This is a genomic window from Reichenbachiella sp. MSK19-1, from assembly GCF_003590315.1.
In the GTDB taxonomy this organism is placed as follows: domain Bacteria; phylum Bacteroidota; class Bacteroidia; order Cytophagales; family Cyclobacteriaceae; genus Reichenbachiella; species Reichenbachiella agariperforans.
Genome location: NZ_MIER01000015.1, coordinates 640,992 through 661,973, shown reverse-complemented (window position 1 = coordinate 661,973; position 20,982 = coordinate 640,992). Strand labels below are relative to the sequence as shown.

General features: G+C 46.1%; 13 protein-coding genes. 9 read left to right on the top strand and 4 right to left on the bottom strand.

The features are described from left to right. Window positions 1-889: 889 nt before the first annotated feature. Genes BGP76_RS10805 through BGP76_RS10795 form a run of 3 tightly spaced genes read right to left on the bottom strand, consistent with a single transcriptional unit; the run spans window position 890 to window position 4,092 of the window. Window positions 890-2,812 (bottom strand): AAA domain-containing protein, encoded by a 1,923-nt coding sequence (locus BGP76_RS10805; RefSeq protein WP_073124721.1) that lies wholly within the window; start codon window positions 2,810-2,812, stop codon window positions 890-892. 9 nt (window positions 2,813-2,821) lie between these two features. Further along, on the bottom strand, window positions 2,822-3,505 hold the full coding sequence (locus BGP76_RS10800; RefSeq protein WP_073124720.1) for an HAD family hydrolase: 684 nt from the start codon (window positions 3,503-3,505) through the stop codon (window positions 2,822-2,824). A 44-nt stretch (window positions 3,506-3,549) separates the two neighbouring features. Further along, on the bottom strand, window positions 3,550-4,092 hold the full coding sequence (locus BGP76_RS10795) for a hypothetical protein (protein ID WP_073124719.1): 543 nt from the start codon (window positions 4,090-4,092) through the stop codon (window positions 3,550-3,552). A 248-nt stretch (window positions 4,093-4,340) separates the two neighbouring features. Between BGP76_RS10795 and BGP76_RS10790 the strand changes: the two genes are divergently transcribed. Then, on the top strand, window positions 4,341-6,698 hold the full coding sequence (locus BGP76_RS10790) for a glycoside hydrolase family 2 TIM barrel-domain containing protein (protein ID WP_158584239.1): 2,358 nt from the start codon (window positions 4,341-4,343) through the stop codon (window positions 6,696-6,698). A 116-nt stretch (window positions 6,699-6,814) separates the two neighbouring features. Here BGP76_RS10790 and BGP76_RS10785 read toward each other — a convergent pair whose 3' ends face one another. After that, window positions 6,815-7,873, bottom strand: a complete 1,059-nt coding sequence (locus BGP76_RS10785; protein ID WP_073124717.1) for a LacI family DNA-binding transcriptional regulator — start codon at window positions 7,871-7,873, stop codon at window positions 6,815-6,817. A 393-nt stretch (window positions 7,874-8,266) separates the two neighbouring features. Between BGP76_RS10785 and BGP76_RS10780 the strand changes: the two genes are divergently transcribed. The 8 genes from BGP76_RS10780 to BGP76_RS10745 all read left to right on the top strand — a co-directional run bounded on the left by BGP76_RS10780 (window position 8,267) and on the right by BGP76_RS10745 (window position 20,970). Next, window positions 8,267-11,551: a SusC/RagA family TonB-linked outer membrane protein gene (locus tag BGP76_RS10780; RefSeq protein ID WP_119844665.1), complete on the top strand. Its 3,285-nt coding sequence runs from the start codon at window positions 8,267-8,269 to the stop codon at window positions 11,549-11,551. 18 nt (window positions 11,552-11,569) lie between these two features. Beyond that, window positions 11,570-13,168 (top strand): SusD/RagB family nutrient-binding outer membrane lipoprotein, encoded by a 1,599-nt coding sequence (locus BGP76_RS10775; protein ID WP_073124715.1) that lies wholly within the window; start codon window positions 11,570-11,572, stop codon window positions 13,166-13,168. A 34-nt stretch (window positions 13,169-13,202) separates the two neighbouring features. Then, the gene (locus tag BGP76_RS10770) at window positions 13,203-14,561 is read left to right on the top strand and encodes a glycosyl hydrolase family 18 protein (protein WP_158584237.1); all 1,359 of its coding nucleotides are present in this window, start codon (window positions 13,203-13,205) and stop codon (window positions 14,559-14,561) included. Window positions 14,562-14,620: 59 nt separating this feature from the next. Continuing rightward, window positions 14,621-15,835, top strand: coding sequence for a glycosyl hydrolase family 18 protein (locus BGP76_RS10765; RefSeq protein ID WP_119844663.1), 1,215 nt, complete (start codon window positions 14,621-14,623; stop codon window positions 15,833-15,835). Between the two features lie 53 nt (window positions 15,836-15,888). Then, window positions 15,889-17,778, top strand: a complete 1,890-nt coding sequence (locus BGP76_RS10760) for a beta-N-acetylhexosaminidase (protein ID WP_119844662.1) — start codon at window positions 15,889-15,891, stop codon at window positions 17,776-17,778. 25 nt (window positions 17,779-17,803) lie between these two features. After that, complete coding sequence (locus BGP76_RS10755) at window positions 17,804-18,697, top strand: ROK family protein (protein ID WP_099597241.1); 894 nt, start codon at window positions 17,804-17,806, stop codon at window positions 18,695-18,697. Between the two features lie 310 nt (window positions 18,698-19,007). Continuing rightward, window positions 19,008-19,562 carry a TetR/AcrR family transcriptional regulator gene (locus tag BGP76_RS10750; protein WP_119844661.1) on the top strand — a complete coding sequence of 185 codons (555 nt, stop codon included), beginning with the start codon at window positions 19,008-19,010 and terminating at the stop codon, window positions 19,560-19,562. 103 nt (window positions 19,563-19,665) lie between these two features. Next, window positions 19,666-20,970 carry a TolC family protein gene (locus tag BGP76_RS10745; RefSeq protein ID WP_073124706.1) on the top strand — a complete coding sequence of 435 codons (1,305 nt, stop codon included), beginning with the start codon at window positions 19,666-19,668 and terminating at the stop codon, window positions 20,968-20,970. Window positions 20,971-20,982 lie beyond the last annotated feature (12 nt).

The window sequence follows — 20,982 nt, the reverse complement described above, 5'->3', positions numbered from 1 at the left end:
ATAATACTGCACAGTGGTCGCAAAACCGAGATGTGCTAAAGTGCGTCTCGGTTTTAGCTTTAAAAGTGATTTCCTTGGTTTGTTGGGTAGTCTGTTATGATACTTTCATCTTATAGAGGTTTAACTAGTAACCTGAGTTCGATTAATAAAGGATATAAATCATCTTCTTAATTCAAGGTTTTTGAAAATTATACTGTCTGAGCGATAGCGAGTTTATAATTTCTAGCCTTTTTGCTTCCTTTTTTGGCAATGAAAAAGAAGCGTTTACCTGCCGGAAGCATGGCCTGTCTGGCTTGAAGACAAAGTACAATTGATGCATTTCAGAAACGGTTTTAATGAAAGTTAAAATCTAACTCAGGTTAGTAATTGGGCACAAGAGGGTATAGATGTAAGGTGATGCTGTATGACTCCACAGCATCTTACAACAAAAAGATATATATCTAAATATAAAGTGGTATATATCTAAACTCAAAAAGATTTATATCTAAATACAAAATGATATATATCTAAACTTGATAAGATATATATCTAAATATAGAATGGTATATATCTAAACTTAATAAGATATATATCTAAAATGGTTTAGATATATATCAAAAGGCTACAACCTAACGAGGTTTGATACACTTTGTGCTTATGTCTCATGCTCATCTACCTTTTAACCTGAGTTTGATTAAAAATGAATCATGCTCTATATACTTTATTCAAGGGGATTGAAAATTATACTGTTTACACGGTAGCGCGTTTATAGGTTTCTAGCCTTTTTCATTGACAATGAAAAAAGAGGGAGCTATTTATCTACCGGAGACATGGTCTATCTGGCTTGAAGACAAAGTATGATTGATGCATTTCCGACAAGGGTTTAATGAAAGTTGAAATCTAACTCAGGTTAGTACATCAATTCAAATGCACTGCGGTAGGCGTCTATTTCGTGGATGTAGTCTAGGAATTTTTCGTAGAAGCTGTGCTGACCTATGGTGGCACTGTCTCCGATTACCACTAGCTTTTTCCTAGCGCGCGTCAGGGCGACATTCATGCGTCGGGTGTCTTTGAGGAACCCGATTTCTCCTTTGTCATTGGACCGAACGAGGCTGATGTAGATTACATCACGCTCTTGCCCTTGGAATGAATCGACGGTGTTGACTTGTACTTTTTTTGCTGTATCAGGTGCTAAACCGCTCGCGAGTAATTTTTCAGAGAGTAGTGCTGTCTGTGCCTTGTAGGGGGAGATAATGCCGACACTTTCTAAATCCTCTTGTCGCTCCATACTGTCTAGACTGCCAAGGTATTCGATGAGGTGTTTCATCACGATATCGGCTTCTTCTTCGTTGAACGAGCTGCGTGTTTCTTTGTCTACAGCTTCGTAAAATGCACAGCCTGCTGTATCGATGAACTCCACTACACTGTCCTCACCAAAGACTTTCCAATCCTTGACCATGGCATCTGCTGTCAGGTTGTTTTTGTAAAACGTTCGGCTGGAGAAGTTCATGATCTGCTCGTGCATGCGGTACTGGATAGAGAGCATTACGTCTGCTTCGTTGCGGTCTATGGCCTTTTCGAAGAGTGTCACTTCTAGTCCTTTTTTGGCTGCCTCGTAGGACTTAATCGTAGGTGGTAGTTGGCAGTGGTCTCCAGCGAAGATCACGCGCTGAGCCTTTAGGATGGGGATCCAAGTGGCAGCTTCCATGGCTTGAGCAGCCTCATCGATGAACACTGTACCGAAACTCATGCCTTTGATATAGCTGTTCGTCGACCCTACCAGGGTGCAGGCAATGACCTGCGTCTTTGCGACGATATCGTTGATGATGTAGTACTCTAGGTTGTTGGCAGCATCCTTGAGTTTTAGTGCTTCTGCTTTGATGGCGCGTCGCTGCGCTTTTTCGGCGTGACCAAAGTTTCGCTTGTACTTACTGGCGAGTTTGAAATACTCCTCGGCTTGCTTGCGCATGTCTTTGAGGCTCTTGAAGTCATCGTGGTTGGCTATTTTGGCATCCAGCGTTTTGTTGAGGATGTCTTCGTGTACACGAGCGGGATGACCGATACGGAGGACTTCTATGTTTTGCTGCCCGAGGCGGTCGGTCAGTAAATCTACCGCTGCATTGCTCGGAGCACAGACCATGACTTGTTTTTCCGATTTCAGTGTTTCGGCGATCGTGTGTACGAGTGTTGTGGTTTTTCCCGTGCCAGGAGGGCCGTGGATGATGGCTACATCTTGGGCATTATGTACAAGTCGCAATGCCTCATTTTGGCTATCATTTAGGCCGATGTCTCGGATGACTTCTTGGTTGTCGAATCGTGCTGCAGTAGTGCCTAGGATCACGTTTTTTAGTTCCTCGATACGGTCTCCTTTGGATTTGATGACTTTGAAGAGTGCCTTTTCCATTTCTCGATAGGCATTTTCATCAAATAGCAATTGAATACCGAGCTGTCCGTGATGCACCCACTGAGGTACATCGTCTACATTGAGAGTGATGTGCATGTCAGTCTTGGTGACCGAGTTGACCACTCCAGATACCGCTTCTTCGTGTTGACTATCGCCCGTACTGTTGGAGAACATACTAATGAGCTTGCCAGACTGAAAAAGGTGCGCATCGGTGTGCTCGGGCTGCCGAGATACTTTGACGATGAGTCGTTCGCCTGCATCAAAGCGTGTCTTGTTGAGGTCTACGGGATACCAGCATACACCTGCTTTGCGTCGCTCTTTGAGGGATGTGCTAGACATCTTGAGACGATACTGACGTAGATCTTCTTCCTTCTCTTGGTGTAGGAGTTGTACTTGTAGTTTGAGTTCTTCCTGAATGTTTTTGGACATAAACGTGGGCTATAGATGCTGAAGGATTTGGCGGATATCGGTGAGTTGGATCAGTTGTTTGTGCTCGATTTTTCGGTCTACTTTTTCGTGTTCCCATGTGATGTGATAGGGGATGTGAAAGGCATGACCACCTAGGTTGAGTACAGGTAGTATGTCCGACTTGAGCGAATTGCCTATCATCGCAAATTCGGCGGGATTGATGTCGAGATGCTGGATGACGCGCTGATAGTCATTCTCTTTCTTTTCGGACATGATTTCTATGTGATGAAAATACTTTTCTAATCCTGATTTTTGGAGTTTGCGTCGCTGGTCTAGTAGATCACCTTTCGTTGCGAGTATTAGCCTGTATTTTTCTGATAGGGAAGAGAGTACATGCTCGACATCATCTAGCAGTATGACGGGTTTTTCGAGGAGTTCTTTGCCGATGCGCAGAATCTGCTCGATATCTGTGACGTTGATGGTACGGCCGGAGATTTCGATGGCACTCTCTATCATCGACAGCATGAAGGCCTTGATGCCATAGCCATAACGTGTCATGTTGAGTAGTTCGATGCGGTAGAGTTCTTTGACAGAACTATGCTGCGGCATGTAGTCTTCGAGCAGCCGACAAAATTCAGTTTCGGCCTCTCGAAACAGGCCTTCGTTGTGCCAGAGCGTGTCGTCCGCATCAAAGGCGATTGTTTGGATATTCATACTTTCAGATTGGAGTCCATTGTAGACCCAAAGTAAGAACTTTTTTAGCGTTTGAGCATAGGGAATGGACGGTTTAGATGACCGATGGCATAGCGCATTATTTTTTTGAATACTGTTTTTTGAAAGTTGAGAAAAGGGAACTCTTCTCGCAGGTGTATATAGCGTGAACGGGGCAGTCCGTGTCGTATCGTACCAAAGCTCAGATCCATCAGGTCTGCTTTGCGAAAAGCCTCTATGAGTGACTGGTTAGCACCTTGGTAGGAGCTGATTTTGTGATGGGTGACGATGAGATCATGCACCAGAGGGGTCAGGATGTCGCTATGGTTTTCGGATAGGTAGGCTTTGGCTAGGTCAGTACTGGGTTGTAGGTAGTCCATGGTATGATTGGACCAAATACCTAGGTCATGAAATGCCGCTGCTATAGCCAGTGCGGCTTGTTCCTCGGGAGTAGGTTCTTCGGTGTTGAGCAGTAGCGTGAGATGGTAGACCCGATAGACATGGTTGCGATAGGCATTGTAGTCAGCGCCTAGGGCAGGGGTGTAAAACTGTAGAATACCCTCGATGCGAGGGATGGATTTGTTAGCCATCTGGGGAGTGTTTCGTCTGGTTACGAAGCTACTAGATTTTGTGCGGTTTTATGTGTGTGTTGCATGCTTATGGAAATTGAGTGAGAAAACGGTAGGGGGATGTTTTCCTGTTAAAGCCTGTTTTCTCTCCGTATGGTGTGTTTTTTAGATGCGATGTAAGACAATTACCATTTTGTGGTCGATTAGTACAAGTGCTTTGAGATTGGATCAATGAATATTGTATTGTAAGCATCATGATTAATTTGGATATGAGACAAGGATTACTAACGACGATATGGATAGCCGCTGTAGCGGTTTGCTCTTTTCAGTGTAGCGCACCTGGTGAAGGAAATACACGGAGCGTTACTGGTTTTAATGAGGGGTGGAAGTTTACGAGAGATACGACAGAGACCAAAATTTGGGAGGAGGTACAGCTGCCCCATACCGTGCAAATAGAGCCGCTGGTCGTCAACGACATGTGGCAAGGTACCAGTTGGTACGAAAAGGATGTTGACCTTTCGCTTCAGGATGGCCAGAGGGCGTTTGTGAGATTCGAAGGAGTCATGCACGAAGCAGACGTCTGGTTCAATGATAGATTCGTGACCCAGCATCAGGGAGGTTACTTGCCTTTTTCTATCGATATCACAGATTATCTTGATGAGGGTTCTTCTAATACATTGCGTGTACGTGTCAACAACGAAAACAATCCGGTTATTCCACCAGGGAAAGCCATTGAGGTGTTGGATTTTAGTTACTACGGAGGGATCTACCGAGATGTAACCCTTTCGGTTACCGATGATATTTATATCACGGATGCAGTGCATGCCAATCAGGTGAATAGTGGAGGCGTTTTGGTGCATTTTACAGAGGTCTCTTCGGAGGTAGCCAAAGGGATACTCAAAGTTCATATCAAGAACGATAGTCACAAGGAGCGTGAGGTATATATTAACTACAAGTTGGATGGTAAGGATTATACTTCAGAGACTGTACGATTGGCAGGGGAGTCCGATACGACTTTGATGCAGACTTTGGAGGTCAAAAGTCCGAGGTTGTGGTCGCCTCAAAGCCCTGAGTTGTATGAAATAGCGATTGAGGTGATGGCAGATCATAAGCCGGTGGATCAACTGATCGAAACGACCGGGATTAGAAAGATAGAACTAACCGATGACGGTTTTTTTATCAATGGTAAAAATACATTCATCCGAGGAACAAATAGGCATCAAGAGTATCCATATGTAGGTTATGCCATCTCTGATGCGGCGCAGTATCGTGATGCAGTTAAGATTAAAAATGCTGGTTTTGATATGGTGAGGCTGTCTCACTATCCACAGGATGAGGCGTTTTTGAAAGCCTGTGACGAACTAGGAATCATCGTCATGAACTGCCTAACGGGTTGGCAATTTGTAGGAAATGAGGCATTTGTAGCGAACTCCTATCAGGAGATTCGGGATATGATCCGTAGAGATAGAAATCATCCGAGTGTCTTCTTTTGGGAGGTGTCGCTCAACGAGTCAGGGATGAGCGACGAGTTCATGGTGATGGCCAATGATATATTGGATGCTGAACTGCCCTATCAGGATATATATAGTGCAGGGTGGATAGATCACCCATCCTATGATTTGTTCATTCCTGCCCGTCAGCACGGTAAGAGTCCTGATTATTGGAATAACTATCAGGGTGGTACGCGAAAAGTGTTCATCGCAGAGTACGGAGACTGGGAGTATTATGCCCAGAATGCGGGATTCAACCAAAAGGCATTTGAGGATCTCGCGGAGGAGGCTCGTACGAGTCGTCAGCTCCGAAGTGCCGGGGAACAAAGATTGCAGCAGCAGGCACTTAACTATCAAGAGGCGACTAACTCTAATCGGAAAGGACGAGATGTGGGCACTATTGGAGATGCCAATTGGCTGATGTTCGATTACAACAGAGGCTATGCTGATGACTTGGAGGCTTCAGGGATTAGTGATGTTTTTCGCATACCAAAATTCGCACATAGTTTCTATAGAAGCCAGCGCCCAGCTGCGGAACAGTATGGTTTTGCTGGCATAGCCGATGGATCAATGGTGGATATCGCGACGTTTTGGACAGAAAGTTCTTCACCAGTTGTGAAAGTCTATAGCAACGCTGATGAGGTAGCACTTTACCTCAATGAGGAGTTGGTCGAGAAGAAATTAGCCGAACGAGATGTATACGCTACGGACTTGGACTTTCCTCCATTCGTGTTTGACTTGGGAGAGTTTGAAGCAGGAACATTGAGAGCAGAAGCTTTTGTAAATGGCGAAGTAGTAGCGAGCGATACAGTGACTACAGCGCTAGAACCTACAAAACTAGGACTGAGCGTAGATTTATCTGGGGTGGCACTGACGACAGAGCGGTCGGATGTCGTATTCATCTATGCCACGGTCGTAGATCAAAACGGAACTTTAGTGAGTGATGATAGCCGTGAAGTAACGTTCGCACTACAAAGTGAGGAGGCTGAACTGATAGGGGAGAATCCTGTTAGGGCTGAGGCTGGAATAGCCACGATTTTGTTACGTACTACGCGGTTTACGAAGGAGATTAAAATAACAGCTACTGCAGAAGGGATGCCTGAGGGTGAGCTAATCTTGAGTCCCGAGATGCAGTAAAAGAAAATAGTTTCAATACCTAGTTGTACTATTCTAAGTCTAGGCTTGGCGTTCATTCGCCAAGCCTTTCTTATGCTTATTTAAGATATGCTGGAGGCTTGTTGAGGAACGGATACCTAGTGGATTCGTGAGTTTAGGTAAGAGCCTACGTTTTGCTTGCTGATGATTTCTAAAGGAAACAGCTCTTCTCTTGGGAGTTCTTTGTGAAAGAGTAAGTGGTTGGTTAGATGACTGATTCCGACTTGTGTCATGCGTTTTGGGTTTTGGTTGATAAGGAAGTTGATAACACCTTTTTCTAGGTAGTGGAGGTTGGCTGCTAGTAGGTCATAGCCCACGAGCTTGATGTGGGTACAGTTGTGCTTTTCCATGAGTGTAGCGATGATGTTGGTACCTTGAGAAGTGGAGACAAATGCAGCGCCTAGATCTGATTGGTGTAAGATTTTTGAGACGATTTGATTCAATTCACCACTGTTCACATGGTTGAGATCATAGCTTTCTATATCATATGCAGTGCCGAGGAAGTCGCGCAATCCAGTTTCTTTGGCCTTGAGGTGGACGGAGTTGTCTATACTCTCATGGATGTGAAACACTGCGACTCCTTTCTTTTCGGTATTGTCTAGGCTGAGTAATTCTCCTCCGACCTTTCCACTTTGATAGAGATCCTGACCGATGAAGGACAAAGGTTGGGCTTCTGGTATGTTGGTATTGAAGAGTACATAAGGAATCTGATCCCTATCTAGTTCCGCAAATAGGTTCAGAGATTCGTTGTGAAAAATAGGAGCAACGATGACACCATCTGGTTTACTCGACAAGACCTCTTTAGCAGATGTGGCAAAGGATGTGCTTTCATAGAGATCAAAAAAGTTCGGAGCGATCTCTAATCCATATTGTGACCACTCTTCTAAGCTAGGCTTGACACCCGATTCGGCCAATGCCCAGTATTCATCTTGTTTTGGATCGGGGATGAGTAGAGCGATTTTGAGTGCTTTTTTAGACCCGAGTGTTCTAGCGAGTAGGTTGGGTTTATAACCAGTCGACTGGAGTACATTCTCTACTTTTTTTCGAACTTCTTCAGCGACTTTTCCACGTTTGTGTATCACTCTATCGACGGTTCCTACCGATACACCAGCCATCTCAGCTATGTCTTTTATTCGTATGTTTTTGTTGTCGCTCATGTAGGTAGATTGTTTCAATGTCAAAAATAATCAAAGCACGTTGAATTAAAATTTTTAACCCTTATGAAAGCGGTTTGCTGTCAAAAGTCAGATTTGGTCTGTACTTGCGTGTAAATATTGTGTGCGAACACAAACTAATTGTGTGCGCACACAATTAGTTATGGAATTGTTTTGTTTTTGTTAACTCTATTTCTATCTTGAACCCATCAAGTTGCAAAATGCCAGAATGTTAGTCTATAGCTAGCACAGATTTTAGGTGGGAGAAGTGTCGGTTTTGAGTAGCGTGTGGTTCTAAAGAATGACGCTATGGCAGATATGTAGAAAGGGGTGTTGTGCAAGTGTGTATTTAACGAGAGACAATTACTAATTACTTAATTATACAAACCATTTTATATGATGAAACATTACAAAACACAAGTGAGGGCTTTACTTGGTGTGAAGATCGACACGAGACAGGAGAAGGATCCTGGATTGATCTCCTCATCGGTATCGTCTACGAGTCAGTCATGGCTCAAAGGAGGTCTGACACTCTTAGTGGTATTGGTATTAGCACTTAATTATGCGGAGGCACAAGTGGTCATATCAGGGACAGTAGCAGATCAGGCAGACGGATCTCCACTTCCTGGAGTGACTGTATTGATGGACGGGAAAACGGGTGGTACCGTGACTGATTTTGATGGGAATTTCAAGTTGAACGCAGAAGAAGGAGATGTTTTGATATTCTCCTTTATTGGTTATTTGAGTCAGCGTGTCACTGTAGGTAGTCAGACGATCATTGATGTGGAACTGGCAGAAGATTCTAAACAGCTCGACGAAGTAGTCGTGACCGCACTAGGGATAGAGAGAGAAACTAAGTCTTTGGGGTATTCGGTGAGTCAAGTAGATGGAGACAATCTATCGAGAGCCAAGGAGGTCAATGTCGTCAATTCCCTGTCGGGTAAAGTCGCTGGGGTAGATGTGAATCTATCGAGTGCTGGACCGACGGGATCATCCAGTGTCACGATTCGAGGAAAAGCATCGCTGGGAGGATCAAACGAGCCGTTATATGTAATAGATGGTGTACCTATGGACAACCGAGCACAAGGTGACGGAGCAGGTCAGTGGGGAGGATATGATTTGGGAGATGGAGTATCCAGTTTGAACTCCGACGATATCGAGTCTGTATCCGTACTCAAAGGACCATCGGCGGCTGCACTTTATGGATCGAGAGCATCCAATGGCGTCATCCTAATCACGACCAAAAAAGGTATAAAAAGAAACGGCATTGGAGTAGAGTTTACTAGCAATGCGACCTTCGAAAAAGTCAGTGCTAGATTTGACGACTATCAGACAGTCTATGGACAGGGAAGAGACGGGCAGATTCCAGATGTGGACGATGCACAAAATACAACTCAGTCGGCTTGGGGAGCCAAAATGGATCCCAACTTGACGATTCCAATTTACAATGGTCAGTTGAAGCCTTATGGCGTAGTAGAGGACAATATATTAGACTTCTTCAGAACAGGTTCTACCTTCACCAATACCGTCGCACTGACGGGAGGTAGCGAAATCGCCAATATGCGTGTGTCGGTATCAGACATGAGAAACAAAGATATCATCCCAGGGTCAGAGATGGCTCGAAATACTTTTTTGGTCAACGGGTCGCTCAAATTGGCAGACCGCTTGACGATTACAAGTAAGGTAAACTACATACGTGAGTCGGCGACTAATCGTCCAGCACTATCTGATAACCCAAACAATGTGGGACTATCTCTCATCGGTCTCGCACCTAGTTTTGATCAAAAATGGCTGTCAGAAGATTACAAAGATGATGAGGACAGATATGTCGACTGGAATGGCGGCAATATCTACCGGATCAATCCCTACTGGTCGACACGAGAGATATCAAATGAGTCTTCGAGAGATCGCATCATCGGGTATTTGCAGGTGGATTACAGATTGACGGATTGGTTGAATTTGAATTTGCGTGGAGGTACTGATTTTTATCAGTCTAGATTCACCAATTTCTCACCTGTTAGCACGCCTACATTGGAAACAGGTAGTTTGACTGAGCAGAGTAGGTTCAATCGCGAGGACAACTACCAAGCGATGCTCGAAGTGCACAAGGATTTTAATGGAGGTTTTTCATTGTCGTCATACGTAGGCGGCAACATCATGACGTACAATGCGGAGACGTTTAACCAGGCGGGTACTGGAATCATACTCGAAGATGTGCAGACTATTCAAAATTTCCTGCAGGTCAACAATGGCTACTCGAATGTGCGCAAGCAGATCAATTCACTCTTTGGAGCAGTACAGTTAGGCTATAAGGATACCTACTTTTTGGATGCGACTTTGCGAAACGATTGGTCTTCTTCTCTAGACCCTGATTATAATTCATATATGTACCCATCTCTCTCAGGTAGCTTTGTGTTTTCTAATTTATTAGAGAGTAGCAAGTTTTTATCTTTTGGTAAGTTGAGGGCTTCTTATGCTGAAGTAGGTGGTGATACAGAACCGTATCGTTTGAGTCAAAACTATGGAGTAAAGGACTTTTCGTTGCTGGGCAAACCACTCGGAGAACTGTCAGGAGTCGAATTGGCCAAGGTGGATTTGAAACCGACGCGAACCTATTCGTACGAAGTAGGGGCAGACATTCGTTTTTTTCAAGATAGGTTGAGATTGGACGCAGCGTACTACTATCAGTTGACGAGAGATCAGATTTTGACACTCAACATCCCCGCGACGAGTGGGTACGATATAGCTGTCATCAATGCGGGAGAGATTCTCAACCAAGGAGTCGAAATCCAAATGGCAGCCACACCGATCCAAGTAGGCGATTTCCAGTGGAATGTGACGGTGAATTTTGCGAAGAACATTAATTCCATCCCTGAACTACATCCAGAGTCAGACACGTATTTGTTATCCAATGCAAGGTGGGCCAATGCGGCGATCGTGGCGACCGAAGGAGGCAAGTATGGAGACATCGTTGGCAAGAAATGGTTAAGAGATCCTGACGGAAATATCGTACACAATGCCGCAGGACTACCGGTACTCGATGATGAGGCAGGACAGCAGGTTTTGGGCAACGGTCAGTACGAATTCACTACGGGTATTATCAATGATTTCTCCTACAAAGGCTTCACGCTTCGTGCCTTGATTGATTACAAATCAGGAGCAGATGTGTACTCGATGAGTAGTGGTTTGGCGTATGCCAATGGTACTTCTAAGGAGACACTCGAAGGCAGAGATGCATGGTATGCGTCGGAAGAGGCTAGATTAGCAGCAGGTGTGACAGATATTGCGGCATGGACGCCTACGGGTGGATACGTCGGGAAAGGGGTCAAAAACACAGGTACAGCGGATAATCCAGTGTATGAGACCAACGACATCCCTACCAACCCACAAAACTACTGGGGGAGTTTATACACCCAATCACCGGAGTTGTTCATCTATGACGCATCTTATGTCAAGTTGAGAGAATTGGTGATTGGCTATAGTTTTCCTAAGAAGTGGTTGGGCAATATTTTGACGGCAGGATCGATCTCTTTCGTAGGTCGAAACCTCTGGCTGATCTACAGCAATGTGCCCAATGTAGACCCTGAATCAGGCTATAACAACAGCAATGGCCAAGGGTTTGAGTATGGATCGATTCCTTCTAGACGAAGCTATGGTGTCAACCTAAGCTTGAAGTTTTAATCACTAAATAGAAATCAGATGAAGACTTTCATAAAGAAAAATATATATATCATCGCGCTGATTATGACGGTAGGTTTTGCTGCCTGTGATGATTTTGAGGAGATGAATCAGAATCCTACCACGTCGACGGACATGGATCCCAATCTGATGCTGCCAACGATACAGATGCAGCTATCTGGGGAGCGCTACGAGACATGGAGAAACAGTTTCATCTATGCCTCAGATTGGATGCAACTATGGACAGGCGAGTACGCGACGGTGGAGATTGGCGGAAAAGGTCAAAAGAACGATACCTACATGAGTGCTCTTTGGGATAGAGAGTATTCTCGCGAGGTGCGAAACATCACGGACATGGTGGAGCGAACCAAAGACAGTCCAGAACAAGTCAATATCAACGCGGTCTCACGGATCATGAGGGTGCTGATCTTTCATCGATTGACGGATTTGTATGGAGATTTACCGTATTTCACAGCGGGTAAAGGATATTTCGAAGGAGTACTCAAGCCGGCCTATGATACGCAAGAGGATATTTACAATGATTTCTTCGAAGAACTCGCGCTGGCTACAGATGCTTTGGACCCTAGTGCAGATCAGGTGACCCAAGACTTTTACTTTGAGGGCAACATTGCACAATGGAAAAAATTTGGGAATTCGCTGCGATTAAAATTAGCCATGAGACTGGTCAAAGTGAATGCCGCCAAAGCACAGAGCGAGGCTGAGGCTGCCATCGCTGGAGGAGTCATGGAAAGCAATGCCGACATGGCGATCATGTATCACAACGACGCACCGTTCAACGGCGGAGGTATGGGGGGCAATGGTACTTCGTACACCTTCATGTCTGCATCGCCTGATGTGAGTAGTTTCAGAATCTGTACGACACTCGCTGAGCAGCTGGAGTCTACAGGCGATCCTCGCATCACTCTCATGGCTGGTAGCTATCTGGACAACAAAGACCGTACGGATGTGAGCCAAGAGGTATACGACGAGATTGGTAGCTATACAGACTTATCAGTATTGCCGAGCAATTTCATCTGGCAAGCAGCTGGCGGCACGATAGAGGTCGACGTAGACGGTACACCGACTGAGGTGACTGGGCCGCTACAGATATTACAGCCTGCTAAGGCATTGACAGCTATCGATGCGCCTTTCATCATGATGAGTTATGCTGAGGTCAAACTGTTGATGGCGGAGGCAGCCTTTAGAGGGTGGTCTGCTGGTGGTGATGCTGCGACGCATTATGCGGAAGCACTCGCAGCAGGGGTGATGCAGTACGATGCGTATGGTATCGAACTGCCGGATCAAGGCACGATCGATGCATTCGTAGCGGCCAATCCTTTGGGCGCAGGTACAGAGCTCGAGGATATCAATACGCAGCTATGGGTCAACTTTGCTTTCAACCCGATGGAGGCGTATAGCAACTGGAGGAGATCAGGCTTCCCTGCACTCGCGTATCCAAACGTCGACCCAGGGATCAACCAGACCAACGGGACGATTCCTCGCAGGATGCAGTATCCGATCAACGAGTACTTGCTCAATGAAGCCAATTTGCTAGAAGCGGTAGATCGCCTCGAGGGTGGAGACGATTGGACCTCACGTGTATGGTGGGATGTCCAGTAGTCCGGTGCTTATGTCAACTAAAAAATTGAACCAAATGAAAAATTATAGATTTATAAAGGAAGCATTTCTACTGATGGTCATCGTCTCGATGTTCGTCAGTTGTGCGGAGGAAGTAGAGAACCCGAGCTTTGATTCGGACGAATTGCCGAGGATATTTGGCTGGGAGCAGCTCTACGGTACCAATATCGAAGACTCACTAAAGATCGCCGTGCAGGTATCTCCGAGCGATGGGGTGACCTACAGCTGGACACTCGATGGAGTAGAGGTTTCTACTGATCCTACTTTTGAGTATCTCTTTGATGATCCCAAAACCTACGAAGTGCATCTAGCGATCGAGCGAAATGGTGTGCCCAATACCCGGACAGCTACTGTCGAAGTGAACCAGCCTTTTGTCCCGAAGGACTATGCCAAAATGATGGTTGGTTTCCTCACGAGTGCTGGGTCGATTTCGGATGTTGATTTCAGTAGCTTGACGCACTTGGTGATCTCATCTGCAGTGGTGGATGAAGTGGCATTTCCTGAGACCATCGTGGATACGACATTCGCAGATGCGATGAATATCCCACAGATCGTGCAGTCTGCGCACAATGCTGGTGTGTATGTCATGCTGGACGTGACGGATGATATGGCAGCCATCACTGGTGGAGGTCTGTATGGAGATGTGACCTTCTTTGACGCGGTAGCAGACGCAGACAAGCGTGCTAAAGTCTTGGAAACGATCATGAAGTTTGCGGTGGACAATCAGCTGGATGGAGTTAATTTCTATCTCAACGATACTTGGGGAGGGCCAGGTAGTTTGGATGCTGCTGCGATTGGTGCATTCTATGCAGCGGTACCGGATTATTTGCCCGAAGGGCCAGGGCCTGACGGAGAGTTCTTTTATTCCGTGTCTGTACCGGGCGGTTGGACGACTAGTTTGTTGAGTCCATTGGCGGCAGTAGAGCGCATCGATTGGGTGAATATACAACCCTATCGATATGAAGATTTGTCTCCGACATCACACTCGCCAGGTTGGGCTTATACCAGTCTAGCGGATACTTGGATAGGTTTGGGGGTTCCCGCAGAGAAGATTGTAGGCGGGTTTCCAGCTTTCGGACTGAAGTACGACATGCCTACAGACGGCACGGTCGTCGGCTGGGGCAACTTGTGGATGTTTGCCACTTACCATACTTACAAAGAGATTTTATCGATGGATGCGGAAGCGTATAGTAAAAACATGCTCAGCGTAGACGATGGTTTATTCTACGATGGACACCCAGCGGTGACCGAAAAGGCCAACGCAGTACTCTCTCAAGGGTATGGAGGGATGATGATGTGGAGCATCGAGAGCGACACCAAAGACCCTGAAACCTCCTTGTTGAAAGCAGCATATTCAGCATTAGGTAATAATTAGCGTTAAGTTTAAAGTAACTAGTCCCCGATGGAGAAACGGGGGCTAGTTTTTCTTATTGAATGAAAAAAGCAATCCTATTTTTTAGCTTGACAGTGTTCTGTATCACTGCGAGCATAGCCCAGTCCTCACCTTCGCGTGTGGTTGGGTATATACCTACTTGGGTCAATTTTAGTGCCCTACTTCATGAGACAGATTTTTCGTCGTATTCGCACATCATGTTGGCATTCGCCAATCCGGATATAGATGGGAATGTCAGTATCGGAGCATCGGGGGCAGATGTGAAGCGTCTCATCCTCAAGGCACACCAATCAGGGTGCCTAGTCCTCATGTCTATTGGTGGAGGATCTACTACCATCAATGATGCTTGGCACGAAAACATGAAATCTAGCAATCGCCCACGGGTCATCGGCAACTTGATTGCCTTTATGCAAGCGCATGATTTTGATGGAATCGATGTGGATTTGGAGGGTGATTTGGTACTCAGCAGTGCCTACCCTGCATTCGTTCGGGAGTTAGACGAACGTTTGCCTGAGACCAAACTGTACACTGCCGCCATGGCAACTTGGAGCGCAACCAATTTGCAGTCCGAGACCCTAGATCGTTACGATTTCATCGGGGTGATGTCCTATGATCAGACTGGTCCATGGACGCCCAATGCACCGGGGCAGCACTCGAGCTATGAGAATGCCGTATATGACATTGATTATTGGAAGAATACAAAAAAACTATCTGCGGACAAAGTAGTACTTGGTCTGCCGTTTTATGGCTACAACTTTGAAAGTGCCACGCAAATCAGATCGATGGTCTACCGAGATATTGTTGCGCAGTACGAGGGAGCGGAGGCTCTCGATCAAGTGGACAACATCTACTACAACGGTCAGCCAACCATCCGAGCCAAATCAGAACTAGCACTGGAACAAGCAGGCGGAGTGATGATTTGGGAAATCACCCAGGATGTATCCTATAGCGACGAACGTTCACTTCTTCGGACGATACACGAGGTGATTGAGCCGGTTCATCAGGAGATATTGTCGACGGGTTTAGGCGTAGAGGTAGATAGTATTTACCCCAACCCAACGCATGATTTCTTGGTTTTACCAGAGCTGGGCGCAGATGATACCGTCACAATCGTTACTTTACAAGGAACACAGGTGTGGAGCGGAATGGCAGATACCAAGCGTCAAATTGATGTACGTTCACTCTCGTCAGGGATATACTTGGTAAGGATAGAGAATAACCAAAGAGTCAAAAGTCTCCGCTTTATCAAAGAGTAGCCTATCTGTCTTGATGAATTTTGAAAACAATTAAAATATTAACTGATCATAGCATGAGAAAGACATGGAATGTAATACTGAGCGTTGTGTTGGGAGGCCTGCTGGCCTGTAGCCCGAAACCTCAGGGAGAATACAAGGGAACTGTTCAGATTATCCCTGAGCCTGTATCCCTACAACAGTCAACGGGTCAACTGGTTCTCACAGAGGACCTGAAGTTGTTTGCTCAGGCAGATAACGAAGAGGCGAATCGCGTGGCGCAGCATTTAGCGGAGGATTTGAGGCAAGTTACAGGCTGGGCTGTCCCAGTAGCTCCGATCACGAGTGACCAATCGGTGGGGGATAACCAGATTGTATTTACGTCTGAGGGAGTAGCCAATGATCAACCCGAGGAGGCTTATACACTCAGTGTCACCACAGATGCTGTGGTTGTACGTGCTGTATCTGGCGCAGGCTTGTTTTACGGGATGCAAACGCTGAAGCAGTTGTTGCCTGTAGAAATCTATGGCAAAGCGAAGGCTACTGAGGTGGAGTGGAGTCTGCCGCTGGTGCAGGTTGAGGATTATCCACGATTTAGTTGGAGAGGATTGCACCTGGATGTGGGACGCAACATGAGCTCCGTGGAGTTCATCAAGGAATACATCGACAACATGGCCATGCACAAACTCAATACCTTTCATTGGCACTTGACAGATGATCAAGGATGGCGGATCGAAATCAAAAAATATCCGAAACTGACAGAGATTGGAGGGTTTCGCAAGGAGAGCTTGACCATCACAAGTCGTCATCAGCCCAAAGTCTATGACGGCAAACGATACGGAGGGTTCTATACACAAGAGCAAATCAAAGAGATCGTGGCGTATGCTGCAGACAGGTATATCACGGTGATCCCTGAGATAGAGTTACCAGGGCATGCTACTGCGGCGATCGCTGCGTATCCAGAGTTGGGTACATCAGGTGAGCGCCCAGAGGTGGAAGTGAACTGGGGCATATTCCCTGATATCTTCAATGTAGAGGATGCCACTTTTTCCTTCCTCGAAGATGTATTGGCAGAAGTCATCGAACTGTTTCCGAGCCAATATATTCATATAGGTGGAGACGAAGCGATGAAGGTTCAGTGGGAGGAGTCGCCACGGATACAAGCCAAGATGAAGGAATTGGGACTGAAAGACGAACATGAATTGCAGAGTTATTTCATTACGCGCATAGAGAAGTTTGTCAATTCCAAAGGGCGTCAGATCATCGGTTGGGACGAAATCCTCGAAGGAGGACTTGCACCCAATGCGGCGGTGATGTCTTGGCGTGGAGAGTCTGGTGGTATCGCTGCAGCGAGGAGTCAACACAGCGTAGTGATGGCACCTTATCAGTTTCTGTACCTCGATTATTATCAAGGAGATCCACGATTCGAACCGACTGTGGTGGGACGTGAGTTGACCATGGCTGATGTATATGCCTACGATCCGCTACCTGACTCACTCACGGAGGAGGAGCAAAGCTACATCCTCGGTGCACAGGCCAATGTCTGGACGGAGTACATGCCTACCGAAGATCAAATCGAGTACATGGTCTACCCTAGGATCAGTGCACTCTCCGAACTGGTGTGGTCACCAGGCAGTACCAAGGATTGGGAGCGTTTCAAAGAGAAATTGCCAAGACAGACAGTGCGCTATGCTGCGCTCGATATCAACTATGCCAAGAGTCTATTTCATGTGACCTATACCGTGTCCGAGGATTCTACCGATGGTTACCAAGTCGAGTTGGACAACCAGATGGACTGGCCAGGGATGTATTACACCACGGACGGTAGTGAACCTACACTAGAGTCTTCACGCTATGAGTCACCGCTCATGGTGGCAGAAGGTACGAGGCTCAAGGCGATATTATATGCTACGGATGAAACCCTATATGGCAAGGTTACAGAGATCGTGGTAGGAGCAGAACAATAAGGTCAACGAATTATTTGTACAGAGAATGAACAACAGTCAATACATAGTAGGAGTGGATGTAGGCGGATCTACCATCAACCTAGGGGTGATTCGCAACGGGGAGATCGTGAAGAAAATCAGCGTACCGACTCCAGCTCAAGAAAGTAAGGATGTGGTGGTCGATGCGATTATAGCAGGGATCGAACAGGTGAGTATGGGTTTTGACATACTCGGTATCGGGATAGGTGTCCCGGGACTAGTTGATGAGAAACGTGGCATTGTTTATCAAGTGACCAACATACCGTCATGGGATGAGGTGCATCTCGTGGATAGCATCAGCGAGCATTTCGGGTTAGAGGTCTGCCTCACCAATGACGCCAACTGCTATGTACTAGGAGAGAAGTTTCATGGCAAAGGAAAGCCCTATGACAGTGTCGTGGGGATTACGCTCGGTACGGGACTGGGAGTGGGACTGGTCATCAACGGTAGTTTGCACGCTGGCCTCATGTCATGCGCGGGAGAGTTGGCGGTGCTTCCGTACCTGGCGCACAACTATGAGCACTACTGTAGCGGACAGTTTTTCCAGAAAGAGCATGGGGAGGAGGGGAAAGTACTCTTTGCTCAGGCGGCGGCTGGTGACGAGCGTGCCTTGCGTATCATGGCAGAACTGGGGACGCATATAGGGCAGTTGGTCAAGTTGACCTTGCACATACTGTCCCCGGAGGCTATATTTTTTGGCGGTTCGATCAAGGACTGTTTCCCTTATTTTGAAGCTTCGATGCGAGAGGTGCTCAAGACCTTCCCTTATCAACGGGTATTGGATTTGTTGGTGATTGACTACTCAGGAGAGGCGGACATGGCTCTGCTAGGGGCCAGTGCCATCTTCGAAATGCGTAATCAGGAAATAGTAGAGTCAGGATTGTTAGAATCAAGACCCTAGACCAAATGTCTCTAAAGGATCTCAAACTTTGGACAAGTTAATCTTAGAATATTTTCAAAGCCACTATAGCATTTTAACTATAGTGGCTTTGTGTTTCTGACCAATATTAGGTTCAGTCGGTATTTCTGGAGATACAAATCAACAACGGGTTTCGATCAATGAATCGTTGGATAACGAAGTGATCTACTATTTTCCCCTCCATAGGAGATTCTCCTAAATTTCATTTTTCTTCTTCAAATTGTATCAAGGGTGTAACCTTTTTGACAAAAGGAAAGTAAAACCGAATGAACATTCAATCTATATTTGCGGTATGGTAGAGAAGAAGCAAGCGATATTCGATAGTGCCCTAGAATTGATCAACGAATGTGGGTTTCATGGGACGTCTATGAGTCAACTGGCTAAGCATGCAGGTGTGGCGGCAGGGACGATATATCATTATTTTGAGAGCAAAGAAGCAATGATTTGTGCTTTGCATACGGATATCGTGGACAAGCTGTTGGAGAGCTTAACGACAAGTGACGACAAAAACCTTTCTTTCAAAGAGCGTTTTGAGAAAAGGTGGAAATGTATCTACCAGTTCCATATAGATCGTCCTCATGTCCTACGGTTTTACGAGCAGTTTGTCAATTCGCCATTCAATTTCAACTACCCAAAAAGGAAAGAGATTCAATTGTATTTTTCGGCATTTTTTCAAGAAGGAATCAGCCAAGGAATAATCATCGATAAAAACCCAGAATTGATTTCAGGGTTGTTTTTCGGGAGTGTGATTTCCGCCTTGAAAATGAAGTTTTACCGAAAGGTGGATATCGATGGGTCAGATTTGAATGACATCATTGACATGCAATGGAAGGGCATGATCATTTAAATGACTAAACTATTTTACTAGGAATGAATTGTGTCTGGGAGATAATCAGGCATAGGAAAACTATTGTCAAAACATAATTAACAACAAAGAGAGTAGAAATCATATGAAACAAAAACTCAGTTTCTTAATCATACTATGCCTGGTCACGACGCTTCACGTGTCGGCGCAGCAGAGTTATTCACTCGAGGAGTGTATTACTTTTGCGCTGGAGCACCGACCAGACATGGAGCAAACGATGATCGATGAGCAGATCGGTCACCATGAGATCAACGCCAGTTTGTCGGCTTGGTTGCCACAGATCACGGGGAGCTACAGCTTGGTCAACAACACCCAGTTGCAGAGTACGGTGTTTGCTGGCAATGTCGTGCAGATCGGTCAGAAGTACAATTCCAACTTGTCTCTGCGCGCTGACCAGACGCTCTATAGCAACGAGGTGCTCTTGGCGAGCAAAGCTGCGAAGCATAGCCGTCGACAGCTCGAACAAAACATCGTATCGAGCAAGATCAGTACGGTTGTGGATGTGAGCAAGGCGTTTTACGACATCTTGTTGACACGCGAGCAGCTCAATATCCTGCAGGGCAACATCGTGCGTCAGCAGAAGCAGTACAACGATTCGCGTGCACAGTATGACAATGGTATGGTGGACAAGACCGATTACCAGCGGGCTAGCATCACTTTGGCCAATTCGAGAAGTGCCAAGAAGAGAACCGAGGAGTCGCTCAAGGCCAAGTTTGCATACCTCAGACAGCTGATGGGCTTGCCGATGGAGGAGCAGTTCAATCTGGAGTACGACACAAAGCAGATCTTGGAGAGTGATATTCTGTTGGATACCACGCAGAATCTAGCGATCGAGAGTCGCATCGAGTACCGACAGTTGCAGACGGACATGGAGTTGCTCAAGCTCAACACGTCATACTATAAGATGGGCTTGATCCCGACGATTTCGGCGTATGCCAATTATAGCCCGCAGTACTTTCACGATGATTTCACGAGTCTGTACAACAACAACTACACCACGTCGAGCATAGGGTTGACGGCTAGCATTCCGATTTTCACGGGCAACAAGCGAAACCAGCAAATCAAGATCGCCAAGCTCCAAGAAGAGCGACTCGACGTGACACTGGAAGATGCCAAGCGTGTGATCAGCACCGAGTATCAGACGGCACTCGCAGGATACAAGAGCGACTACTACGACATGGAAACACTCCGTAGCAATGCCGATCTCGCAGCGGATGTCTACAAAACCATCAAACTACAATACGACGAAGGCATCAAAACCTACTTGGAGGTAATCGTAGCGGAGACCGAATTGCAGACAGCCCAACTCAACTATCTCAATGCGGTATTTCAGTTGCTATCTAGCAAACTGGACTTCCAAAAATCCATCGGAACCATCGAAATCAATTGACAACAATGATCT